Origin of the sequence: Sporosarcina sp. SG10008 (genome assembly GCF_044569405.1) — a bacterium.
Taxonomy (GTDB): Bacteria; Bacillota; Bacilli; order Bacillales_A; family Planococcaceae; genus Sporosarcina; species Sporosarcina psychrophila.
This window is the reverse complement of the sequence record NZ_CP172607.1, coordinates 90,845-111,154: the sequence shown is the minus strand read 5'-3', so window position 1 is coordinate 111,154 and position 20,310 is coordinate 90,845. Positions and strand designations below refer to the sequence as shown.

General features: G+C 39.8%; 18 protein-coding genes and 1 riboswitch. Of the genes, 11 read left to right on the top strand and 7 right to left on the bottom strand.

Features of this window, described 5'->3' with window-relative positions; translation table 11 throughout:
- Positions 1-4 precede the first annotated feature (4 nt).
- On the bottom strand, positions 5-1,807 hold the full coding sequence (locus tag ACGLYD_RS00495; protein WP_338653595.1) for a M3 family oligoendopeptidase: 1,803 nt from the start codon (positions 1,805-1,807) through the stop codon (positions 5-7).
- A gap of 160 nt (positions 1,808-1,967) precedes the next feature.
- Between ACGLYD_RS00495 and ACGLYD_RS00490 the strand changes: the two genes are divergently transcribed.
- Positions 1,968-2,699, top strand: coding sequence for a tryptophan-rich sensory protein (locus tag ACGLYD_RS00490; RefSeq protein ID WP_399630751.1), 732 nt, complete (start codon positions 1,968-1,970; stop codon positions 2,697-2,699).
- A gap of 285 nt (positions 2,700-2,984) precedes the next feature.
- Here the strand turns inward: ACGLYD_RS00490 and thiT are convergent, their stop codons facing one another.
- On the bottom strand, positions 2,985-3,542 hold the full coding sequence (thiT, locus tag ACGLYD_RS00485) for an energy-coupled thiamine transporter ThiT (RefSeq protein WP_399630748.1): 558 nt from the start codon (positions 3,540-3,542) through the stop codon (positions 2,985-2,987).
- A gap of 80 nt (positions 3,543-3,622) precedes the next feature.
- A riboswitch (TPP riboswitch) is annotated at positions 3,623-3,724 on the bottom strand.
- A gap of 238 nt (positions 3,725-3,962) precedes the next feature.
- On the opposite strand from thiT, the gene ACGLYD_RS00480 reads away from it, so the two are divergent.
- From ACGLYD_RS00480 to map, 3 genes are all read left to right on the top strand, one after another.
- The gene (locus ACGLYD_RS00480; RefSeq protein ID WP_187046639.1) at positions 3,963-4,304 is read left to right on the top strand and encodes a DUF4870 domain-containing protein; all 342 of its coding nucleotides are present in this window, start codon (positions 3,963-3,965) and stop codon (positions 4,302-4,304) included.
- 63 nt (positions 4,305-4,367) lie between these two features.
- The gene (locus ACGLYD_RS00475) at positions 4,368-4,484 is read left to right on the top strand and encodes a hypothetical protein (RefSeq protein WP_338653596.1); all 117 of its coding nucleotides are present in this window, start codon (positions 4,368-4,370) and stop codon (positions 4,482-4,484) included.
- A gap of 106 nt (positions 4,485-4,590) precedes the next feature.
- Complete coding sequence (map, locus tag ACGLYD_RS00470) at positions 4,591-5,337, top strand: type I methionyl aminopeptidase (protein ID WP_067205745.1); 747 nt, start codon at positions 4,591-4,593, stop codon at positions 5,335-5,337.
- A gap of 468 nt (positions 5,338-5,805) precedes the next feature.
- Here map and ACGLYD_RS00465 read toward each other — a convergent pair whose 3' ends face one another.
- From ACGLYD_RS00465 to fbpA, 3 genes are all read right to left on the bottom strand, one after another.
- The gene (locus ACGLYD_RS00465; RefSeq protein ID WP_067205742.1) at positions 5,806-6,948 is read right to left on the bottom strand and encodes a DEAD/DEAH box helicase; all 1,143 of its coding nucleotides are present in this window, start codon (positions 6,946-6,948) and stop codon (positions 5,806-5,808) included.
- A gap of 77 nt (positions 6,949-7,025) precedes the next feature.
- Positions 7,026-8,477, bottom strand: coding sequence for an amidase family protein (locus ACGLYD_RS00460; RefSeq protein WP_399630744.1), 1,452 nt, complete (start codon positions 8,475-8,477; stop codon positions 7,026-7,028).
- Between the two features lie 113 nt (positions 8,478-8,590).
- Complete coding sequence (gene fbpA / locus ACGLYD_RS00455) at positions 8,591-8,743, bottom strand: Fur-regulated basic protein FbpA (RefSeq protein WP_342539681.1); 153 nt, start codon at positions 8,741-8,743, stop codon at positions 8,591-8,593.
- Positions 8,744-8,906: 163 nt separating this feature from the next.
- Between fbpA and ACGLYD_RS00450 the strand changes: the two genes are divergently transcribed.
- A complete protein-coding gene (locus ACGLYD_RS00450) occupies positions 8,907-9,959 on the top strand; it encodes an SDR family oxidoreductase (protein WP_399630740.1) in 1,053 nt (350 codons plus the stop codon).
- Between the two features lie 910 nt (positions 9,960-10,869).
- Here ACGLYD_RS00450 and ACGLYD_RS00445 read toward each other — a convergent pair.
- The gene (locus ACGLYD_RS00445) at positions 10,870-11,511 is read right to left on the bottom strand and encodes a DUF3885 domain-containing protein (RefSeq protein ID WP_187046636.1); all 642 of its coding nucleotides are present in this window, start codon (positions 11,509-11,511) and stop codon (positions 10,870-10,872) included.
- A 165-nt stretch (positions 11,512-11,676) separates the two neighbouring features.
- Positions 11,677-12,288: a sterol desaturase family protein gene (locus ACGLYD_RS00440; RefSeq protein ID WP_399630737.1), complete on the bottom strand. Its 612-nt coding sequence runs from the start codon at positions 12,286-12,288 to the stop codon at positions 11,677-11,679.
- Positions 12,289-12,689: 401 nt separating this feature from the next.
- On the opposite strand from ACGLYD_RS00440, the gene ACGLYD_RS00435 reads away from it, so the two are divergent.
- From ACGLYD_RS00435 to ACGLYD_RS00410, 6 genes are all read left to right on the top strand, one after another.
- Positions 12,690-15,362, top strand: a complete 2,673-nt coding sequence (locus tag ACGLYD_RS00435) for a sigma 54-interacting transcriptional regulator (RefSeq protein WP_187046634.1) — start codon at positions 12,690-12,692, stop codon at positions 15,360-15,362.
- Between the two features lie 195 nt (positions 15,363-15,557).
- Positions 15,558-15,860: a PTS sugar transporter subunit IIB gene (locus ACGLYD_RS00430; RefSeq protein WP_067205726.1), complete on the top strand. Its 303-nt coding sequence runs from the start codon at positions 15,558-15,560 to the stop codon at positions 15,858-15,860.
- A gap of 152 nt (positions 15,861-16,012) precedes the next feature.
- Positions 16,013-17,386: a PTS sugar transporter subunit IIC gene (locus ACGLYD_RS00425; RefSeq protein ID WP_187046633.1), complete on the top strand. Its 1,374-nt coding sequence runs from the start codon at positions 16,013-16,015 to the stop codon at positions 17,384-17,386.
- A gap of 9 nt (positions 17,387-17,395) precedes the next feature.
- Complete coding sequence (locus tag ACGLYD_RS00420; RefSeq protein WP_067205725.1) at positions 17,396-17,716, top strand: PTS lactose/cellobiose transporter subunit IIA; 321 nt, start codon at positions 17,396-17,398, stop codon at positions 17,714-17,716.
- Positions 17,717-17,827: 111 nt separating this feature from the next.
- Positions 17,828-19,138: a 6-phospho-beta-glucosidase gene (locus tag ACGLYD_RS00415; RefSeq protein ID WP_338653604.1), complete on the top strand. Its 1,311-nt coding sequence runs from the start codon at positions 17,828-17,830 to the stop codon at positions 19,136-19,138.
- The gene (locus tag ACGLYD_RS00410; RefSeq protein ID WP_399630732.1) at positions 19,139-20,218 is read left to right on the top strand and encodes a DUF871 domain-containing protein; all 1,080 of its coding nucleotides are present in this window, start codon (positions 19,139-19,141) and stop codon (positions 20,216-20,218) included.
- Positions 20,219-20,310: the final 92 nt, after the last annotated feature.

Here is a 20,310-nt window from a genome sequence, read left to right as displayed (position 1 = left end):
ATATTCACCCTTTTACCGAAGTAAGTTCCAAGAACTCCTCAACATCTTTTATGCATAACGCTACGCCTTTTGCCCAAAACTCTTGTTTCGTAATATCCTCACCAAGATGCTTCATCGCAAGGTCTTCAACACTCATAACCGCAGTGTCCCGTAAAAGCGCCATATATTTCTGTTCAAATCCTTCTCCATCTTCTAAAGCTTTTGCATAGATGCTAAGGGAGAACAAATAGCCGAATGTGTACGGGAAATTATAGAATTGCACGCCCGTAATGTAGAAATGGAGTTTCGACGCCCAGAAGTGTGGATGTACCGTATTAAGAGCGTCTCCGTAAGCTTCTTTCTGCGCTTCTGCCATTAACTCGTTCAATCTTTCAGCCGACACGATGCCATTTCTTCGTTCTTCATAAAATCTCGTCTCAAAAAGGAATCTCGCATGGATATTCATAAAGAATGCAACACTACGTTGAATTTTATCTTCCAGTAATGCAATCTTTTCATCCTTCGTTTCCGCGGCTTTTACAGCAGCATCTGCGACAATCATCTCTGCAAATGTCGATGCCGTTTCAGCTACGCCCATCGCATATTGGCGGTTCATCCAATGCACTGGACGCAGTGCATATGAATGGAACGCGTGACCCAATTCATGGGCAAGTGTTGCAACGTTCGACATTGTTCCGCTGTAAGTCATGAAGATACGGGATTGTTCGGATGCTGGCATACCCGTACAAAAACCACCTGGACGTTTATTCGGGCGATCTTCCGCTTCGATCCAGCTATCTTCAAACGCCTGGCGAGAAAAGGCTTCCAATTCAGGACCAAACTCTCCAAAGTGTTTTAGGATGAATTCTGCACCTTCTTGATACGACATCTTCTTTGTTGATGCTGTAACTGGCGCATCAATGTCATACCAGTTCATTTTGTTAGTACCTAGCATTCTCGCTTTGACTTGCAAGTATTCTACAAACGGGGCTTTATTTACACCAATTGCTCCCCACATTGCATCAAGTGTCTCTTCGCTCATTCTATTTCGGAGGAGTGGCTCTTTCAATACTGAATCCCAACCACGTTTTTTGTATACTTCAAGCCTAAAACCCGCAATATGATTTAATGCAGATGCGAAGAAGTCCTCTTTTCCTTCCCAAGCTTCTTCCAACGCTTCAAATGAGCGCTTTCGCACATCTGCATTCTCATGCGAACTTAGGTTATTTGCCTGCCCAACGGAAAGTTCTTTCTCTTCTCCGTCCAATTCGATTTTGATTTTAATGTCACCAACGAGCATGTCGTATAACTGTCCCCACCCATGATAGCCGTCTACGCTTAGCGACGTGATCAAACTCTCTTCTTCTTCAGACAGTTTCAGGTTGACCTCTTCACGCCATTCATTCAGTACAAATGCAAATTCCTTCAGTTCATCCGATTCCATTAATCCATTCCATGTATCCTCATCTGCTTTTGCCAGCGTTTGTCGGATTTTAAGCCCGATTGTAGAAAAACGTGCCCCAAGGGAGCCGGTTTCGCCTTGCAGTTGCAATGCTTTTTTATCTGTTGTATCCGCCGCAAGGAAACACCCAATAACGGCACCTGCCTGTGACAGGTCAAGTGCAACCTCTTTTAATGATTCAATAAGGTTTACAACTTCTTTTGACGCACCAGCTGACTGAGGAACTTCAAATGCAGAAGCCGTTTCTTCTAATGAACCTAACTTTTCTTTTACGCTATCCAAATGTGTCCGTAGTTCTGTCGATCCACTTCCACCTTTAAAGAAAACGTCAAGATCCCATACTTCAGAATACGTTTTTTGCGTCACTATTATTCCCCCTTAATTCATTCAAAATTTTCTAAAAACACAACTTGATTATAACATGAATTTTCGGTATGCGAAATAATGCAATTGTGACGGAAGGTTCATACTTTCCTTCGCAGGTTCCACCATTCCTCTGTATACTATTCAGTAGGAGGATTTAAATATGTTTAGAATTATAATTATGACCTTTTCGCTCATTGCGGTCGTTCTAGTCAATGCAGCTGCGAATATAATGCCTATCAATGGAAAAACAACCGGGCAAATCTCTAATAGTTTACCGGTACTATTTACACCTGCAGGATATACCTTTTCAATTTGGGCAGTTATTTATCTGCTTCTCGCTATCTGGTTATACGGCTTTATGCGCAACACAGTAAACATTAATCATGCATTATTCAATCGGAGGGTAGTTTTGTTTGTGCTCAGCTGCCTATTAAATATCACTTGGATTTTGCTTTGGCATTTTGGTTTCTTCGGATGGACAATTATTGTCAACCTGGTTCTTCTTTTAACACTGTTAACCATTTATTTTACTTATTCTATAAAAAATAGTCATATTCATGGTAGAGTTCCGATTGCTGTCTATCTAGGATGGGTTTTTGTCGCGACCATTGCAAATATCAGTTATGTCCTTACTTTGCATGAATGGTCTGGTTGGGGACTAAGTGACCCGCTATGGACCGTCATCTACTTGACTATCGCAACCGCTATTGCACTTCATTTTTTATACCATTACGCGGATATAGCATTTAGTGCTGTCTTCATATGGGCATTTATAGGTATCACTGTAAAAAACGGTGCTGATGAACTATTCGTCTCTGCCGCAGCCCTATTTCTTGCAGCTACAATCGCAGGATTCATGTTCTTCAGACGAAAGTCATTCACACCTAAATAAAAGTGTAAGACGCTGTTTAGCCCCGACAAGCGCTGAAAGACTTGAAGACAAAGTCGGTCTTTGCCTTTTCGGCAAGACTGAAATTAAAGAAAGGCAGTCTAAAATCGCGACATCCTGTCGCAACAAGGAGGGATGTAGCTCAATCCCTCCCCACTGCATGACCCACTTCGTGTGGGCCCAGGGGCTGGCGTCTGGAGTCTAGACATCGATCCATGTAGAACAACTTATACTTTCTTACCTTTAAAAAAATCGCCGTCCTCCCACATTGGGCAGAACGGCGATTTTCTATTTTCTCTCTAAAAGACGCGGTGCTGTAGTGAATAATATTGACGCAACAATTGCTGATAATATTATTGAAGGTATCATGTAACTTGCATTGTATACGAGTGAATAGAGCCATACGGGCTGTCCCTCAGGTGCATAAGATGCAAAAAATACAATTCCACCAATGAAGTGAATCAAGTATCGAAGTATGCCACCGATAACTGTCCCCAGAACGATTGCTGTAACCATTGAGCCTTTGTTGCCTTTTACTTTACTACTTAACAGCCATGCAAGTGTAACACCTGCCACTCCAACCAACGTGTACGCCACGAAGTAATCAAGCGCAGCCTGTATTATATTAAAGACATAGCCTCCCATCATCAGTTGCAATAACCCACTGACGAAGCCAGTCAGCATACCGCCTGCAATCCCCCATCTAAATGCCATGACAACAATCGGCAACATTGACAGCGTAACCGAGCCACCCTGTGGCATTTTAAAACCAATCTGATCAAGCACAAATGAAATTGCACCTAAAATAGCTATTTCAAGTAAAAGTTGAAGTCTTTTCCGATCCAAATTAATTCATCCCTTTCCTAGCTCAGCGAAAGATGTGGGCATAAAAAAAGACATCCCGAAATAGATGGGACATCGAATATGTCAATTTCCATCCACATTCCTACGCAAGAATAATCTTACAGGTTCTAAGGGTCAGGACGTGCTGTCCAATCTCAGCCAAATAGGCTCCCCCTGTGGTTCCAGTAATTTAGTTGTCTAGTTCATTGTATAAGATGGGGATCCTATAAGCAAGATGATTAACAGGGATGTTAATTATCCTATATATGTTGAAATTAAGAATTCCATTAAATTCGATGTGGCGCTAGGAGATGCCGCCAATCTCAGGCTCCAGTTAACCCTTGTATGGCCTCTTCGCCAAGTTTAATCTAGGGATTCATTTACTCAATATATATATAGTTAAACTAAAATGGAGGGATTCGTGTGTCGAACAATAAACTGTTAGCCGCCCTATGCTACTTTAGTGTCTTCTTCACCCCTTTACTTATACCCGTCATTATTTATTTCGTTTCGGATGACCGTGAAGTAAAACACCATGCCAAGCGCTCTCTCGTTTCACATCTTGTTCCTGTCGTACTTCTTATTGCAGGATTTATCATTTTTTCTTTTTCAATGTTTTCCTTTACCTACGACCTGAATGTAATGCCTAGTGGTAACTTTGGATTTTGGCAATTAACACCTGTCTTATTCATGCTAGTTTATGGAGTTTTGCTCATAGCAATTCTAATTTGGAATGTGTTTCAAGGTGTTAAAGTATTGAAGTGAATGTTTATAAAACCACCTATTCGGGAAAAAAGTAACAAATGCTGTGTTTAGGAGTGATTCGTAATGAATATTGGAAAATTATTAAAAACCGCTATTAAATTGGCGCCTATCGTCTATCCAATTGTTCGCAAAGTAATGAAAGAAAAAAAAGCAACAAGCACGACAATCCCAAAGAAATAATTCGACAGTCTGCAAACGTTTTTTAAGTTTGTAGGCTTTTTTGTTCAGCTCCATATGATATAGTATGGTATGGAAAAGAATGAACGGAAGAAAGGATTTGAACATAATGATTGCAAAAACTGAACAGGAAATTGAAGCGTTAAAGAAAATCGGCAAAATTGTTGCTGAAATCAGGGAAGCGATGAAAGAAGCAACTGTCCCTGGTAAAACGACGAAAGAAATTGATGACATCGGCGGTCGCTTATTCGAAGAAAAAGGTGCAATTTCAGGTCCTATCGCAGAATATGATTTCCCTGGATTTACATGCATCAGCGTCAACAGTGAAGTTGCCCATGGCATGCCTGGTTCCCGCGTGATAGAAGATGGAGATCTTGTTAATATTGACGTCTCAGGTTCCTACAATGGTTATTTTGCTGACACTGGCATTTCATTTGTTGTCGGTACACCCGATAATAAGAAACAACAATTATGTGATGTGGCTAAGAGTGCATTTGAACGTGCAATGACAAAAGTTAAAGCAGGTTCAAGCTTAAACCAAATTGGTAAAGCAGTTGAACGCGAAGCAAAAGAAAATGGCTTAAAAGTCATCAAAAACTTGACTGGCCACGGCATCGGTAAAGCGTTGCACGAAGAACCTTCGCATGTACTCAATTATTATGACGCATGGGATAAGACGCTTCTGAAAGAAGGAATGGTTCTCGCAGTTGAACCGTTTATCTCTGAAAAAGCAGAGCATATTATTGAATCAGGGGATGGCTGGACGTTCATTACACCAGACAAATCTCTTGTGGCTCAAATCGAACATACAATTATCGTCACAAAAGGCGAACCAATTATTTTGACGCAACTATAATTAGTGCCTAATGCGTTCTTTCAATATATATAGAAAAGGGCTGTCCCTGGAAATCCAATGCACTTGGATTCCTGGATAGCCCTTTTTATTATTGTCTAGATATGTGGTTATAAAGTATTCCATTAAATTCACTACGGTGCTAGGGGATGCCTTCACTCGATTTATATAACTATTTTCCCACGTCTATTGATTAATCAAAAATCACCAGTGAATAACATGATCACCTACTGGGCGCTACTTGTATTCACAACAGGATTACCGAAAAAAGTGTAGCTAGAAGTGACAGAGTCACTTCTAGCTACACTTGCCTCATGGTAAATGTGTCGTGAATAGTTTGCCGAAAGCGAACCGGAAATGATTCAGTGAAAACGGATTTTTTAAGCCCTATTCACCAGTATTTTATGCAAATAAATGGTTAATCAGCACACGTGCTATTTTCCCGACATATATAGATCCCTTGCGCTTGTCTTATTTCTTTTTAGGAGCTGCAATTGTTTTTGAATTTCCTTCGGCAAGATGGCCTTTATACCATACTTTTTGAACCGTTTTAATTCCTTTAGTCAGCTTACGATAATCTCGTTCTTCTGGGTACGACAACAATGTCAATACTTCCCCATCTCCGCCTGCTCTTCCAGTTCTGCCTGAACGGTGTAAATATTGCTCAACCGTATGTGGCACGTCGATGTGAATAACATGTGTTAAGCCATCAATGTCTAGCCCTCGTGCCGCAAGATCAGTTGCTATCAAAATCTTCAACTCGCCTTTACGGAAACTTTCCAATGTTTGCTGTCTCTCAAATTTCGTCATTTCTGAATGAAGAACCGCAATTGGTGCTTCGTTATACCTAAGCTTCATTTCTTTCATGCGAAGCTGATCCACATTATTAATAAATGCAAGAGCACGAATTCCATTCAAATAAGAAATCCCACGCAATACATCCGTTTTGTCCCGTGCATCCGTTTTCACAAATGAATGAACGACCTTACCCGATTTCGGCATTTCTTCCGCTCCAACTTGGATGCGGATTGGATCATTCATAAACTTGCTAGCAACAATTTCAATTTCATCTGTAATTGTCGCAGATACGGCAATAACTTGTCTTTCCGGATTTGCCGCTTCAATCATATTTTTCACAACGACACGATGATCACGCGCTAAAAGCTGATCGCCTTCATCAAGAACAATGTGACGAATATCATGCATTTTCAACTTTCTGACCTTGATAAGTTCAGCCAATCGACCAGGTGTTCCAACAACAATTGTTGGTTTTTTCTTCAATTGTTCAATCTGACGCTGCATATTGGCCCCGCCAATTAGTTGTGTAACCGTGATACCAGTTCCTGTTACCCATTCTCTGATAACATTAACGATTTGCATCGACAGTTCCTGTGATGGTGTTATAATTAGCGCCTGCGTTTGTTTTTTATCGCCATCAACCAATTGCAAAAGTGGCAATACAAATGCAAGTGTCTTGCCCGAACCCGTCGGTGACTCTGCAACGATATCTTTACCTGCCAGCATTTCAGGAATCATTTTCTCCTGGATTGGCATTTCGTACTCAAACTTCCATTTTTCTTTAAACATTTCGTCCATATTTTCTAAGAAGGACATCATTATCCCCACTTTCACTCTATTCCCTTCAGTTTATCATAATAGGCTCTGCTACACTCTATTTCTGACAAAACTGATTAAGGTTTTTTCCGTGCGTTGACACGCTGTTCGAACGCGTATGCATAGCCTATTAATTCAGGTTCAGTAAATGCTTTCCCTGAAAATGTAATACCAAACGGTTCACCTGCCTCGGAATAGGCTGCTGGAACAGTAACAGATGGGAAACCCGCTGCCGCTCCGAAACTGCATCCATGATCTTGTGGAAATACTAGTGCTTGAATAGCATGCTCATCAAGTGCTTTGCCAAGTGCGATGTCCCCTGCCAAATGACGATTGCGGAGAAGTGCCTCTATATAAGCCCTTTCCGTCAGCGTTCCACTTGTTCGCTCCACTTTTTCCAGCATCACTTGACCGAATTTCAATGTTTCTTCTGCATGCTCATTGTTGAAGTTGATAATATCGGACAATGTACGAATCGCATTTGTTGCAGGTGTCTTCCCTAGATATGCATTCAAGGTCGCTTTAAATTCATAGAGAAGCACATTATAACCGAGGTCATTTTCCATTGTCCCTAATTCTACATCATCTATTATTACAGCACCTGCTGCCTCAAGTTCTTTGAGCGCGGCATCGAAAAGGTCCAAACGTTCCGTAGATGCTTCTCGTTCGAAAATCGTTCGTGCAACGCCAAGACGAACACCTTCAAGTGCTCTACTATCAAGCACAGACGTCCAGTCAATTCCTACTAGACGGGATGCCTCCGCTGTTACAGGGTCTTCTGGGTCTGTGCCAATCAGCAGGCTAAATGTAATTGCTGCGTCGTGTACGGTCCTTGCCATAGGCCCCGGAGTATCCTGTGTGTACGAAAGAGGCATCACCCCTGTACGGCTGATCGTTCCTACAGTCGGCTTAATGCCAACGAGCGAGTTCTGCGCTGACGGGTTAAGGATTGATCCGGTCGTCTCCGTACCAATTGCCACAGCTGCCATATTTGCTGCAATGCCTGCAGCGGCCCCCGAACTCGATCCACCGACATCAAATAAACCATATGGATTATTCACTTGACCACCTCGTGAACTCCAGCCGTTCGTCATCCGATCGGACATAAAATTCGCCCACTCTGTCATATTCGTCTTTCCGAGAATAATAGCTCCCGCATCACGTAATTTCTTAACGAGAAAAGAATCCTCTGCCGCATAGAAATCCTTAAGCGCAAGTGACCCGCAACTCGTATGCATCATGTCGCGGGTCCCCATATTATCTTTCAATAAAATCGGAATACCATGAAGAAGTGAACGGATCCCTTTTTCCCGTCTTTCTACGTCAAGAGCCCTAGCAATCTGTACAGCTTGTGGGTTCAACTCAAGCACTGCATTTATATTTTTGTTCCTATATGAGATCGTGTCAATATACATAAACGTAAGCTCTTCAGCCGATAGCTCTCCGCTACTCATCTTTACCTGCATAGCAGAAATTGTTGCTTCATCTAGCCAATCGCTTTGAAGTTTTTTTAACTTGTCATCTAACATCGGATTTCCCCACCATTCTGAACCTTATCGCACTAGTTTACCTCAATTGGTTAAACATAAGACAATACACGCTAAAAATACCGGCTGATGCGATGGTTCCAGCCGGTACGATATTATTCGGTACGTATTATATAGGCTTTCATAAGTGCGTAAAGCGGGAGTTCGTAAAGATGTTTCCCATGTAGTTTGAAAACCCCATCTTTCACAAGGCTTTGGATGATTTTCTCTCTCTTCAAATCCATCTGTGTTTCTTCCATCTTTCTCATGCTGTAAGTTCCTCCTTGATGTCGAATCCACAACATGTATTCCTCTAATGACCTTATTTCAAACATGAAACCGCTAATTTTTCACTTAAGCAACCATATATGCGATAATTAGAATAGCAATTGGACGGAGATAATTTCTGTCCTATTCATGGAGGGATTTAGGTTGACGATTTTCTTAACGGGTTCTACTGGCTTTCTTGGTGGTAAATTACTAAATAACTTACTAGAAACGACTGATCATACATTATTTGTACTCGTTCGGGATATGGACAAAGCTCAACGACTTGTCGCGAGTCTCTCAGGGGATGCCGCGAACAGAATCCAACTTTTAAACGGCGATATTACACAACCGCTTTTCGGACTTTCTGACGATGTCATTCATGAATTACAAGGCAAAGTCGACCTGTTTTATCACATCGCAGCTCTTGTGAAATTCGATGAAGAATTACGTGAAGAGCTCTTTTCAGTCAATTACGAAGGTACAAAAAACGCGTTGGAATTGGCCAAACTATTTAATGTAAATCAATTCATTTATATCAGCACTGCTTACACGGTTGGGAAACGTTCGCATGGTGTAGAATCACTCTATCCAATCGATGCAAACGTTCATAATCCTTACGAGGAGAGCAAAGTAAAATCCGAACACCTTGCCCTATCCTATTCCGATTGTATGGATGTATCAATATTCCGTCCTTCAATTATTGTTGGTGATTCAGAAACAGGCGAAGCCGATTCCGAGTTCACGCTTTACGGTTTTATGCGGGCACTTGATGTGTTCAAGCGTCGTATCGCTAGATCTTCTGACAAGGCTGATGTTATTTACCGTGTCGTCGGAAGTAAAAACGCAACATCGAACTTTGTTCCAGTCAATTACGTTGCTGATATTTTAGCATTGGCTGCAAGTAAAGCGGAGGCTGGCAAGATTTACAACATCACAAACCCCTCGCCTGCGACGAATTACGATCTTCTATCTCTCATCAAAAACGCACTTGATTTTCAACAGTTGGAAATCATCGAGAACGCAGAACCTGGAATGCTGACAGCTGAGGAAGAGAGGCTGAACGGCATGATTAGTGTATTCAATGCCTACTTATCCCGCTCATTCAATTTCGATGACAATAACACGCAGCAACTTATTGAAGGAACTGATGTTAAGCATTTGGAGATGGACGAACAAACGACAAAGTTAATCATCGAAGCATACTTCGCTGTTTAGAAATATATTTCAACACGTCTGGTGAGTAGTGCTTGATGACCTTGATTTTCACTGGACTATTTTCGGCCCGCTTTCGGCTAACTATTCATGACAGATTTACTGAGGGATCCTAGTGTGGCTAGAAGTGACTCTGTCACTTCTAGCCACACTTTTTTCGGTAATCCTGTTGCGAATAGTAGCCTGTCGCGTACCTATACTATTCAAGTGAAAAATGCAGTAGTTTTGGAAGAAAAGAATAGATGACATTCTATGTAGAGTGTAAGTGCCCGAAGATGCAATTTCGGGCACTCTTGCACGTCGTACAATGCGTTCCTTGCTTACTTTTAGTAAAGAGTATGTATCTAATTCATGTAATATCTTATAGAAAGCGACAGTTCTTTACCAAAAAAAGTAAAAACCATATTAGAAGAATCAGCAGCCAAAATTACATCTTTGGCGGCTTTTATCCGAACAAGAAGCCCCGCTATTCTTTCGTCCAAAAAAGATTCAGCGCTACGAGTACTTATGGATTTGGAGCACGACAGATAAAGTTAATCTTCAATCAGAGGGGGGTTCTTCATCCCCCACTTATTCTTCTTGTGTCCTTGAATACTTTAAGTGGGGTCTTACTGCCCGTTAATGCGGGATAAAGGACCACCATACGATTACCGAAAAAAATGTGTAGGGATGCGACAAATTCGCATCCCTACACATCCAGACATCTCGGTAATCGTATAGAAGTCATTCAATCCAAAGTCAACTATACACGTAGCGCTCAGTAGCTGATCATGTTATTCACTGGTTACTTTTGGTTAATCAACAGACGTGATATTTCAAAAAAATATCAAAAGGACGAATACCAATATGGTTTCGTCCTTTTTTATACGCAAAGAATCTTCAATTAAGAGTATCGCTTTTCGAATCCAACTACTCAATTAAATACTTTATCAATCTTTTCCCTATCATAATCCAATATCCAATCGTTATATTTCGCATAGATACTCCGAATTGCTTCCGGGGACTTAGCCACCAAATCACAGCCTCTGTCATCATACACATGGAAGATGGTTTCATTTTTCACATTGATAAAAAAGACTCGATTATTAATACTCGGTTTTACTCCCATATCAGTATTGCATATGGCTTTTAAGAGGGAGACGTATCTAATGTCAGAGGTTTTACATTTAAGAATAAAGAGATGTGTTTTGTATTTACCGTCTTCATCGTCTTCGGGAATTATGTAAGGAATCATCTTATGCTGTAATTTGTACAGAACAGACTTATCCCGTACATACCGTGAGAACAAATTCAATTTCCCACGGAACGCCCATTTACCTCCGTAATCATGTGCATTTACCACAACTAAAATCTCTTCATCCTCTTGGTGTAAAGACTCAAACAAAGTGATAGCCCTGTCGTAAACTCCTCTAAGATAGACACTACCTTCTTTATTCTCTTCCCTTTTCCAGTCCACTCCTAATTCAAATCGAATACCAATGTCCCAGTTATAAAACAATGGTGGCGTAAGAACTAAGTTTGGGAAATTTGTTGCCATAAATTTTTCTAACTCCATATTTTTTGCTCCAATCTTCGTAGAAAAATTTGCGTTTCATTTTCTGCTCTCTAAGTCCTCTCTCACTAAGCAAGACATGTTCTTGAAATGTTTCTTACTATTAATACGTTGCGAGAACATGTTAAGTTTCCCTAGTTGCAATAACCAGGGAAACGAGTATTGTACTTACACCCTGTTTTCCAAATTACGTGCGGTCGGACTTTTTTCAACTTCCTTGTTTTCTTTAAAGGTTCCAAGCGTTTTATCGAATGAAGTATGGGTGACACCAAACCAATAATTTTCATTTTTAAAATGATGCAAAAGATGATGCTTCTTAATATTTTTCCCCATTTTCGTACGGGGCTGTATTGGCTTATGGGCAATATAATGTTTCCATTCATAATAGAGGAAGTAAGCCACTAAGCCTGTCGCGAATGACGCCGTCAGGTACGTGCTCCCCGTTATTAGGAATACAATAAGTCCATAAATGATAAATCCCGGAATACTGAACCATAACGGCAGAAACAATAATTTCAAATCATCCGGATCGACATGATGATCATAGTGTAACCGTTTGATCATCTTCAGCATAAACGGGTTTTCTGGAGTCTTAATGTGAAATAAAAAACGGTGAACCATGTATTCACTTGTTGCATATGTCAGCATTCCCAAGACTAAAGCAACCCACGTCCAAAGATGGAGTACATGTGGAACGGTTAATGAAGCACAAACTATCAAAATAAGCAGCATAACAGCAATGTCAGGAAAAGCGCCGAACTCCCTCAAGTATTTCCTCATTTACAAGCATCCCCCTTTCCTTATAATTATATAGCAATAATTCAGACAACTCAACCATCTACTAATCATCCAATTGTAAAGATCATTTATTTTAGCAACTATAAGGTCAAAAGTATCCTTTATCATTTCAATCCATTACTACTGCTATTAGTTATAAGTACCTATCTCCTGTTTCACCTTCGTTAGAAAGCCAGACGCGAGAAGTCTTTTTGTTTCGGTATAAGGCTACTAGACCTTTTGAAATCCCAGTCTTCGCTTGAAAATCCAATTGTAGGTGGAATGAAACTTGGTTCAAGTCTTCTATCTGATTGAACTTGTTTGTGATACCATGGTAGAAATAAAGATAATACCGAACTATTCATATTAGTTGAAACAATGTAGCCGCTTGAGGAGGAATACATATGGGCCGTAAAGACGATATTTTTTATTATATTAAAAAAGTAAAAAGTAGTGTCTCCGCCATCGAGGTAGCCGAACACCTTCAACTTGATCGGTCAAATGTCAGTAGATATTTAAATGAACTTTACAAAGATGGTTTAATTGAAAAAACTAGCGGGAAACCAATCCTCTATTTTTATAAGGAGTTATTGCCTAAACCAAAATATGCAGAACCCAATCACGATGCGTTTTCTCACTTAATCGGTACGGAAGGAAGTTTGAGAATTTCCGTCCAACAAGCGAAAGCCGCAATCCACTATCCACCAAGGGGTTTGCACACTTTAATTCTAGGTAAAACAGGCACTGGAAAATCCTTTTTCGCTAAAATTATGTACAACTATTCTCTTGAGTCAAAATGTATCGAAGAGAATGCCCCTTTCATTCAATTCAATTGTGCGGATTATGCTCAAAATCCCCAGCTGTTGTTCGGACATATTTTCGGAGTGAAAAAAGGGGCTTTTACAGGGGCCACTGAGAATCGGATAGGGCTAATCGAAAAAGCCGATAAAGGGGTCTTGTTTTTAGATGAAATTCATCGGTTACCTCCCGAAGGCCAAGAAATGCTATTTACTTTCATCGATAAAGGGGAATTTCGAAGCTTAGGGGATAGTGAGGAAACGAAAACCGCTTCTGTCCAAATCATCGGGGCCACTACGGAATCTACGGAATCTTATTTACTTGAAACTTTCACAAGAAGGATTCCGATGACGATAACATTGCCCTCATTAGAGGAGCGCCAATTTGAAGAACGTTATCAGCTAATCGAGCACTTTCTTATCCAGGAGTCAGGATCTTTGAATGAGACCATCTATGTTGAAAGGCATGCACTAACCGCATTTTTACTTTATCGTACGACTGCTAACATTGGTCAATTACAGCGTGATTTAAAACTCGCTTGCGCAAAATCTTTTTTGCATTATATATCAAATCAAACATCGAGCATCCTAATTCGGCAGAATGACCTATCAATCCATGTCCAAAAAGGATTACTGGACGTTAAACAATATCGAGAAAAAATGGATGGACTCATTGATACGGAAAAGAAAGTTTTCACGTTTTCCCATAAAGATGAAAGTACTGAGTATATTGACCAAGAACACGAGGAAAATCTTTATCAAAATATGGAGAACAAGTTAAAACAACTCCACCAAGAGGGTAAGAACGATAAAGAGATTCAAACAGAATTGCTTGTTGATTTCAATCAATATTTTGATGAATACATTGACCATTTACCACAAGTTGGTTTAAAAGAAATGGTTAATAATCAAATTTTGGAGATCACTGATAAGATTTTCCACTTTGCAGAACTAGAATTAAATCGTTCCTTTAAGAAGAAAATGAAATTTGCCTTTGCACTTCATTTACAAAGAACAATTGAGCGAATCGAACAGAACAACTTGATCTCACATCCCAATTTAAATAAAATTCATAAAAAATATCCAAAAGAATTTAAAGTCGCCATTGAAGCTGCACAAATGATAGGAAATGAAGTCGGTGTAGAAATTCCACTTGACGAAATCGGTTTTATCACCATGTTTTTAGTACCCGAAATAGAAGAAAACATGTATACCCAAGAACACAAAGTCATCATTATCGTCGTTATGCATGGAAACTCGACTGCAACTAGTATGTTAATGACTGTTCAGGATCTATTAGGCGTACGACTCGGGAAGGCTTTTGATATGCCACTTTCAATGGATGCACGGGATATGTATGACCTTATCAAAGGTGCAATACATGATCTACAACCGACAAAAGGAGTCTTATTCCTTGTAGATATGGGCTCACTTTCTTCCTTTGGCCATATGATTTTTGAAGAGATGGGCATAAAAACAAAAACAGTATCAATGGCAAGTACACCTGTAGTAATGGAAGCGGTTCGAAAAGCTTCATTAGGAAGAAGCTTGGAAGATATATATCATAGCAGTAAGCAATTACTTGAAAATCAGTTCAGTTCGTCGGCATCCCTTCCGAAACCATCCAAAAAAGCCATCATTACAGCTTGCTTCACAGGCGATGGTGTCGCTAAAATGATTAAAGAACAGTTAGAAAAAGTTGTAAAAGGAAAAAATATCGAACTTATTACTTTACAATTTCTTCATCGGCAATCTTTCACAGAAAAAATCGATCAATTACTAGAGGACTATAATATATTAGCGATTGCAGGGACTGTCCAATTCGAATACTTCAATATCCCTTACTTTTCACCGATTGAAATCTTCCAGGACCATCATTTAAAAAGATTAGAAAATTTAATTGGTAATCATGAACCCTATAGCGAGATGGTAGAAGCACTTGAAAATCACTTTAAAATGATTCCCTCTGTCTCTCGTTTAATACAACTGTTGCAAAAAACCGTGATTAAACTTGAATTGCAATTGAGCATCACACTGGATACTGGGGTCGATACGGGCATTATCCTCCATTTAGCCTTTCTCATTGAAAATATGAGATTAAATCAACCAGCACGTCCATTCCCTAGTCCAAAAAAGTTTCATCAAGAGCATGCAGACAAGCTCGCGATTGTGAAAACTATCTTATATAGCTTAGAAGTCGAATATGATATTACCTTTGCAGAAAGTGAACAGATGCATATTTATAAAATGTTTGTAGAAAACAATCGTATCTCAACATAGGTACCCTAAAAAAGTGAGGTGTGTGAACGTTTACACACCTCACTTTTATGTGTGTAACGTAAAAGGCGCAAAAAGACAGCGTTTACACCAAAAAAAGTCGGCACGCTTCTTGCATATTAAATAGACGTACAAGTAAATATACGGCTATCACTATTTACTTGAATTATAAAAAGAGGAAATGGGGAGGAATAGACTATGAAAACCATCATGCTCGTTTGTTCTGCAGGAATGTCAACTAGCTTACTAGTGACAAAAATGGAATCGGCAGCAAAGGCTCAAGCTATGGATGTTAAAATTTTTGCTGTATCGGAAGCGGAGTCTAGTAGACACTTCGATTCAATTGACGTTCTACTATTAGGACCGCAAGTGCGTTATCTAAAAAAGAAAATTGAAAAAGCAGTTGAAGGAAAGAACATCCCAGTTCAAGTTATCGAAAGTATCGATTACGGCACAATGAATGGCGAATCCGTTCTTGCAAAGGCGCTTGCATTGCTATAATCATAGGCTAAAAGCTTTTCCAGTGATACGAAGATCATATGGGGAGAGATTCGGAGGTTTGTCGAATTTCTGATATTTAATTTAAATTAACGGAATAATCAACTAAAAATACATTCTTTCTTATTCCAAGGAAGAATAAAGGGGAGAATAAAATGAACGGAAAAATGGATAAGTTTATGGAAATTGGTGGTCGTATTGGGGCTCAACGTCACCTAGCTGCCATTCGTGATGGCTTTGTTATTATCATGCCATTAATGATTCTTGGTTCAATGGTTACGCTTATCAATAATTTGCCGATTGAAGCATACCAGAATTTTATGGAGATGATTTTTGGCGGTGATGCTTGGAAGCAATTTGGTGGGGCCGTTTGGACGGGGACATTCGCAATTGTTTCGTTACTTATCGCCTTCACAATTTCCTATCAACTTGCCCGTTCATACGATAAGGACGGTCTGTCAGCCGGGGTTGTCTCTTTTGCTTCTTTACTAGCGATTACAACGCCCATTGCGGAGGGCTCAGGATTACCATTAGTTTGGGCCGGTTCACAAGGATTATTTATCGCTATTATTGTAGCACTCGTTTCAACTGAGATTTTCACGAGATTACTTGGCAATAAGAGGCTCGTAATGAAGATGCCTCCTAGCGTTCCGACAGCGGTAGCAAAATCCTTTGCAGCTCTATTCCCAGCTATGATTGCAATAAGTATATTTGGTCTAATTAAGGTATTTACTTTAGTAGCAGGCATGCCTGATATCCATCAAGCATTCTTCGATGCATTACAGGAGCCAGTCTCCAAATTGGCTAACACACCTGGGTCGGCCATTGTTCTTGCATTGATTATCCATGTTCTTTGGTTTTTTGGACTTCATGGAGGAAATGTTATGGAGCCAGTTATGCAAGCGGTTTATTTACCAGCAATTGAAGCAAATATAAAAGCATTTGAAGCTGGATTAGAAATTCCTTATATCGTAACAAAACCATTTTTTGATGCCTTTATGTATTTAGGGGGTACAGGTGCAACGCTTGGTTTGATCATTGCGGTGTTTATTGCAGGCCGTCGTCATAAACATTATCGAAACATATCGGGCTTGAGTGCGGGACCAAGTCTATTTAATATTAATGAGCCAATTCTATTTGGTTTCCCGATTGTGTTAAATCCATTGTTAATCATTCCATTCATCTTGACGCCAGTAGTTCTGGTAATCTTTAGTTACGTTATGATTGCAACTGGAATTGTTCCAAAAACGGTTAACCTCATCCCATGGACAACACCACCTGTTATTGGTGGGTTTTTGGCCACAGGTTCTTGGAAAGGGGCTGTATTAGCCGCTGTTAACTTAATCATTTCAGTAGTAATTTATCTGCCATTTGTTAAAATTGCGGAAAGAATTGAAGTGAAAAAACTTCAAGAAGAACTGGCATTACAAGATGAAGCTGATTCTCGTCAACAACAAAATGAATTATCAGTCCAAGATGGGCCTATATTACAACCAGAAGAAAAAACATTAATCTCAAGTAGGAAGTAGTGAGCAGTTATGAACTTAGAAGAACAAATCATGCAGATCATTCTTTATAGCGGGAATGCAAAAAGCACTGCCTTCGAGGCGATTCAAGCTGCAAAAGAAAATAATTTCGATCAGGCTAACGAATTGATTGAAAAAGCAAATGTGGAAATGAGCAATGCACATCGTGTTCAAACATTTTTAATACAGTCAGAAATTCGTGGTGAGAAAGTAGAATCCTCTCTCCTGCTCATTCATGCACAAGATCATCTTATGAACGCAATCACATTTAAAGATCTTGCAGGTGAATTTATCGCCTTATATGAAGCGATGAATAGCTGCCGGAAAAGTTGAATTGTAAATAATATCATTCGGGAGAAATCGAGTTAATACAGTGATTGCTCCCCCCTTTTATTTTTGACTATAAAATTCATACAAATATTATAGATATTGGAGGAACCAACTATGAAAATTGCGGTAATCGGTGGTGGCAGTAGCTATACACCTGAACTAATCGAAGGTATTATTCTTCGGGCGACTCAAATAAAAGCAGATGAAATCGTATTGGTTGATATTGAAGCAGGAAAAGAAAAACTTGAAATTGTCGGTTCTCTTGCAAAGAGAATGATTAAAAAAAGCGGTCTTCCCATCACGATTGAACTTACCTTTGATCGTGTTAAAGCAATTACAAATGCAGATTTTGTATTAACACAATTTCGGGTTGGTGGTCTTGATGCAAGGGCAAGTGATGAACGTATCCCACTAAAATACGATGTAATTGGTCAAGAAACTGTTGGACCTGGGGGATTTGCAAAAGCCCTTCGGACGATTCCCGTCATCCTCGATATTTGTAAAGAGATTGAGCAATATTCAAATGATGCCTGGTTGATTAACTTTACCAACCCAGCAGGAATAGTAACAGAAGCAATTCATAAGTACACGTCTGTCAAAGCTATCGGACTCTGTAACGTGCCTATTAATATGAAACAAATGACTGCAACTATTTTAGAAGTTGATCGCGATAATCTAAACATGTCCTTCGCCGGATTAAATCACCTTGTCTATGCAACAAAGGTATTCGTCAACGGTGAGGATAAAATGAGTACGCTTATCGAGCGCATCGCTGAGGGACGTAATATGAATATGCGCAACATTCATGATGCGCCATGGGATAAAGAGTTTTTACAAGCGTTAAATGCTTTGCCATGCCCCTATCATCGTTATTACTACATGATGGATGAAATGCTGATTGAAGAAAAAGAAGCAGCCGAACTCAGAGGGACACGTGCTGAACAGGTTAAAGTCATTGAAAAAGGATTATTTGAAACCTATAAGAATCCTAATTTAGACGTCAAACCGAAAGAATTAGAAGAACGAGGCGGTTCACTTTATTCAGAAGCAGCCATCTCACTTATTTCATCAATTGTTACCAATGACCATGCCATTCATACGGTGAACGTCCCTAATAATGGAACCATTACAGATCTACCGGATAATGTGGTTATTGAAGTGTCTTGTACTGTCAATAGTGAAGGACCGCAGCCCATTCAAGTTGGTAAACTCCCTCCTGAATTGAACGGCTTAATCCAACAGATAAAAGCATTTGAACAATTAACAATCGAAGCTGCCGTGACCGGAAATAAACAAAAAGCGTTGCTTGCCTTAACAACTAATCCGTTTGTCCCTTCCAGTAAGGTCGCTAAGTTATTGTTAGATGAGATACTAGAAGTCAATCAAGCCTATTTACCACAGTTTTCAATGAAGGCACTAGTGTAAATGAGAAAGCTCGGAATTTCAATTTATCCACAGTATGGGACAGAAATAGAACTCGTCAACTACATGGAAAAAGCTAGTTTCTATGGTTTCACACGTATGTTCACCTGTCTAATGTCCGCAACGGATGAACAAGATACCCAACAACTGCAAACTCTTTTAAAAAAGGCAAACGAACTCGAGTTTGAAGTTATTGCGGATGTCAGTCCATCTGTTTTCGAAGAAAAAAATCTTTCCTATAAAGATTTATCGTATTTTAAGGAACTTGGTTTGTCGGGACTTAGGCTTGACCTCGGTTTTTCAGGATTAGAAGAAAGCGTTATGTCTTTCAATGACTATGGACTTTCCATTGAATTGAATATGAGTCAAGGAACGAAATACCTTGAAAATATTCTTTCCTATCAACCGAACAAGCAAAAAATAATTGGTTGCCATAACTTTTATCCTCGACGTTACACGGGCCTATCAAGAGAACAGTTCCTCAAATGCTCTGCCCAATATAAAGAAAATGGCATCCGTACAGCAGCTATGATTTCTTCAAAAGATGCAGCGTTTGGACCGTGGCCAGTCCAAGAAGGCCTTCCAACTCTTGAGGAGCATCGCTTTTTACCCATTGATGTTCAAGCAAAGGATTTCTTCCAAACAAATCTCATTGATGATTTGATTATCGGTAATGCTTTTGCGACAGAGGAGGAGTTAAAAAGTTTATCCTTGCTCAACCGCTATTTATTAGAATTAAAGGTGGACTTTAAAGAACAAACTTCACAGATGGAGAAAGAAATTGCGTTAGAAAATCCACACTTCAACCGTGGAGATGTTTCCGCCTATGTTATCCGTTCTACGCAAAGTCGTGTTCTCTATCAACAACATGACTTCCCAGCTCATGATACAGATACAATTGCTCGTGGAAGTGTCACAATCGATAATTCCGGCTATGAGCGTTACAAAGGTGAACTCCATATTGCCCTCTCTCCTATGGAGAACAGTGGAAACACAAATATTGTTGCAACAGTTGACAAAGAGGAACAGTTTTTACTAGATCAGATTCATCCTTGGCAAAAATTTAAGCTAATCGAAAAGTAATCATTAGCGGTGTCAGGTACCGATTTCTCCACGTCTGACACCGTTTTTTCACAAACTCTGCCTGATAGTATATAACTACTTTGCCTTACGGG

What these genes read in the sequence shown, in the direction of transcription:
- ACGLYD_RS00440 (WP_399630737.1), bottom strand. Translation starts at nt 12,288, where the DNA reads ATGAGGAAATACTTGAGGGAGTTCGGCGCTTTTCCTGACATTGCTGTT.
- ACGLYD_RS00445 (WP_187046636.1), bottom strand. Translation starts at nt 11,511, where the DNA reads ATGGAGTTAGAAAAATTTATGGCAACAAATTTCCCAAACTTAGTTCTT.
- ACGLYD_RS00435 (WP_187046634.1), top strand. Translation starts at nt 12,690, where the DNA reads ATGGGCCGTAAAGACGATATTTTTTATTATATTAAAAAAGTAAAAAGT.
- ACGLYD_RS00475 (WP_338653596.1), top strand. Translation starts at nt 4,368, where the DNA reads ATGAATATTGGAAAATTATTAAAAACCGCTATTAAATTGGCGCCTATC.
- ACGLYD_RS00460 (WP_399630744.1), bottom strand. Translation starts at nt 8,477, where the DNA reads ATGTTAGATGACAAGTTAAAAAAACTTCAAAGCGATTGGCTAGATGAA.
- ACGLYD_RS00420 (WP_067205725.1), top strand. Translation starts at nt 17,396, where the DNA reads ATGAACTTAGAAGAACAAATCATGCAGATCATTCTTTATAGCGGGAAT.
- ACGLYD_RS00465 (WP_067205742.1), bottom strand. Translation starts at nt 6,948, where the DNA reads ATGTCCTTCTTAGAAAATATGGACGAAATGTTTAAAGAAAAATGGAAG.
- ACGLYD_RS00415 (WP_338653604.1), top strand. Translation starts at nt 17,828, where the DNA reads ATGAAAATTGCGGTAATCGGTGGTGGCAGTAGCTATACACCTGAACTA.
- map (WP_067205745.1), top strand. Translation starts at nt 4,591, where the DNA reads ATGATTGCAAAAACTGAACAGGAAATTGAAGCGTTAAAGAAAATCGGC.
- ACGLYD_RS00425 (WP_187046633.1), top strand. Translation starts at nt 16,013, where the DNA reads ATGAACGGAAAAATGGATAAGTTTATGGAAATTGGTGGTCGTATTGGG.
- fbpA (WP_342539681.1), bottom strand. Translation starts at nt 8,743, where the DNA reads ATGAGAAAGATGGAAGAAACACAGATGGATTTGAAGAGAGAGAAAATC.
- ACGLYD_RS00410 (WP_399630732.1), top strand. Translation starts at nt 19,139, where the DNA reads ATGAGAAAGCTCGGAATTTCAATTTATCCACAGTATGGGACAGAAATA.
- ACGLYD_RS00490 (WP_399630751.1), top strand. Translation starts at nt 1,968, where the DNA reads ATGTTTAGAATTATAATTATGACCTTTTCGCTCATTGCGGTCGTTCTA.
- ACGLYD_RS00430 (WP_067205726.1), top strand. Translation starts at nt 15,558, where the DNA reads ATGAAAACCATCATGCTCGTTTGTTCTGCAGGAATGTCAACTAGCTTA.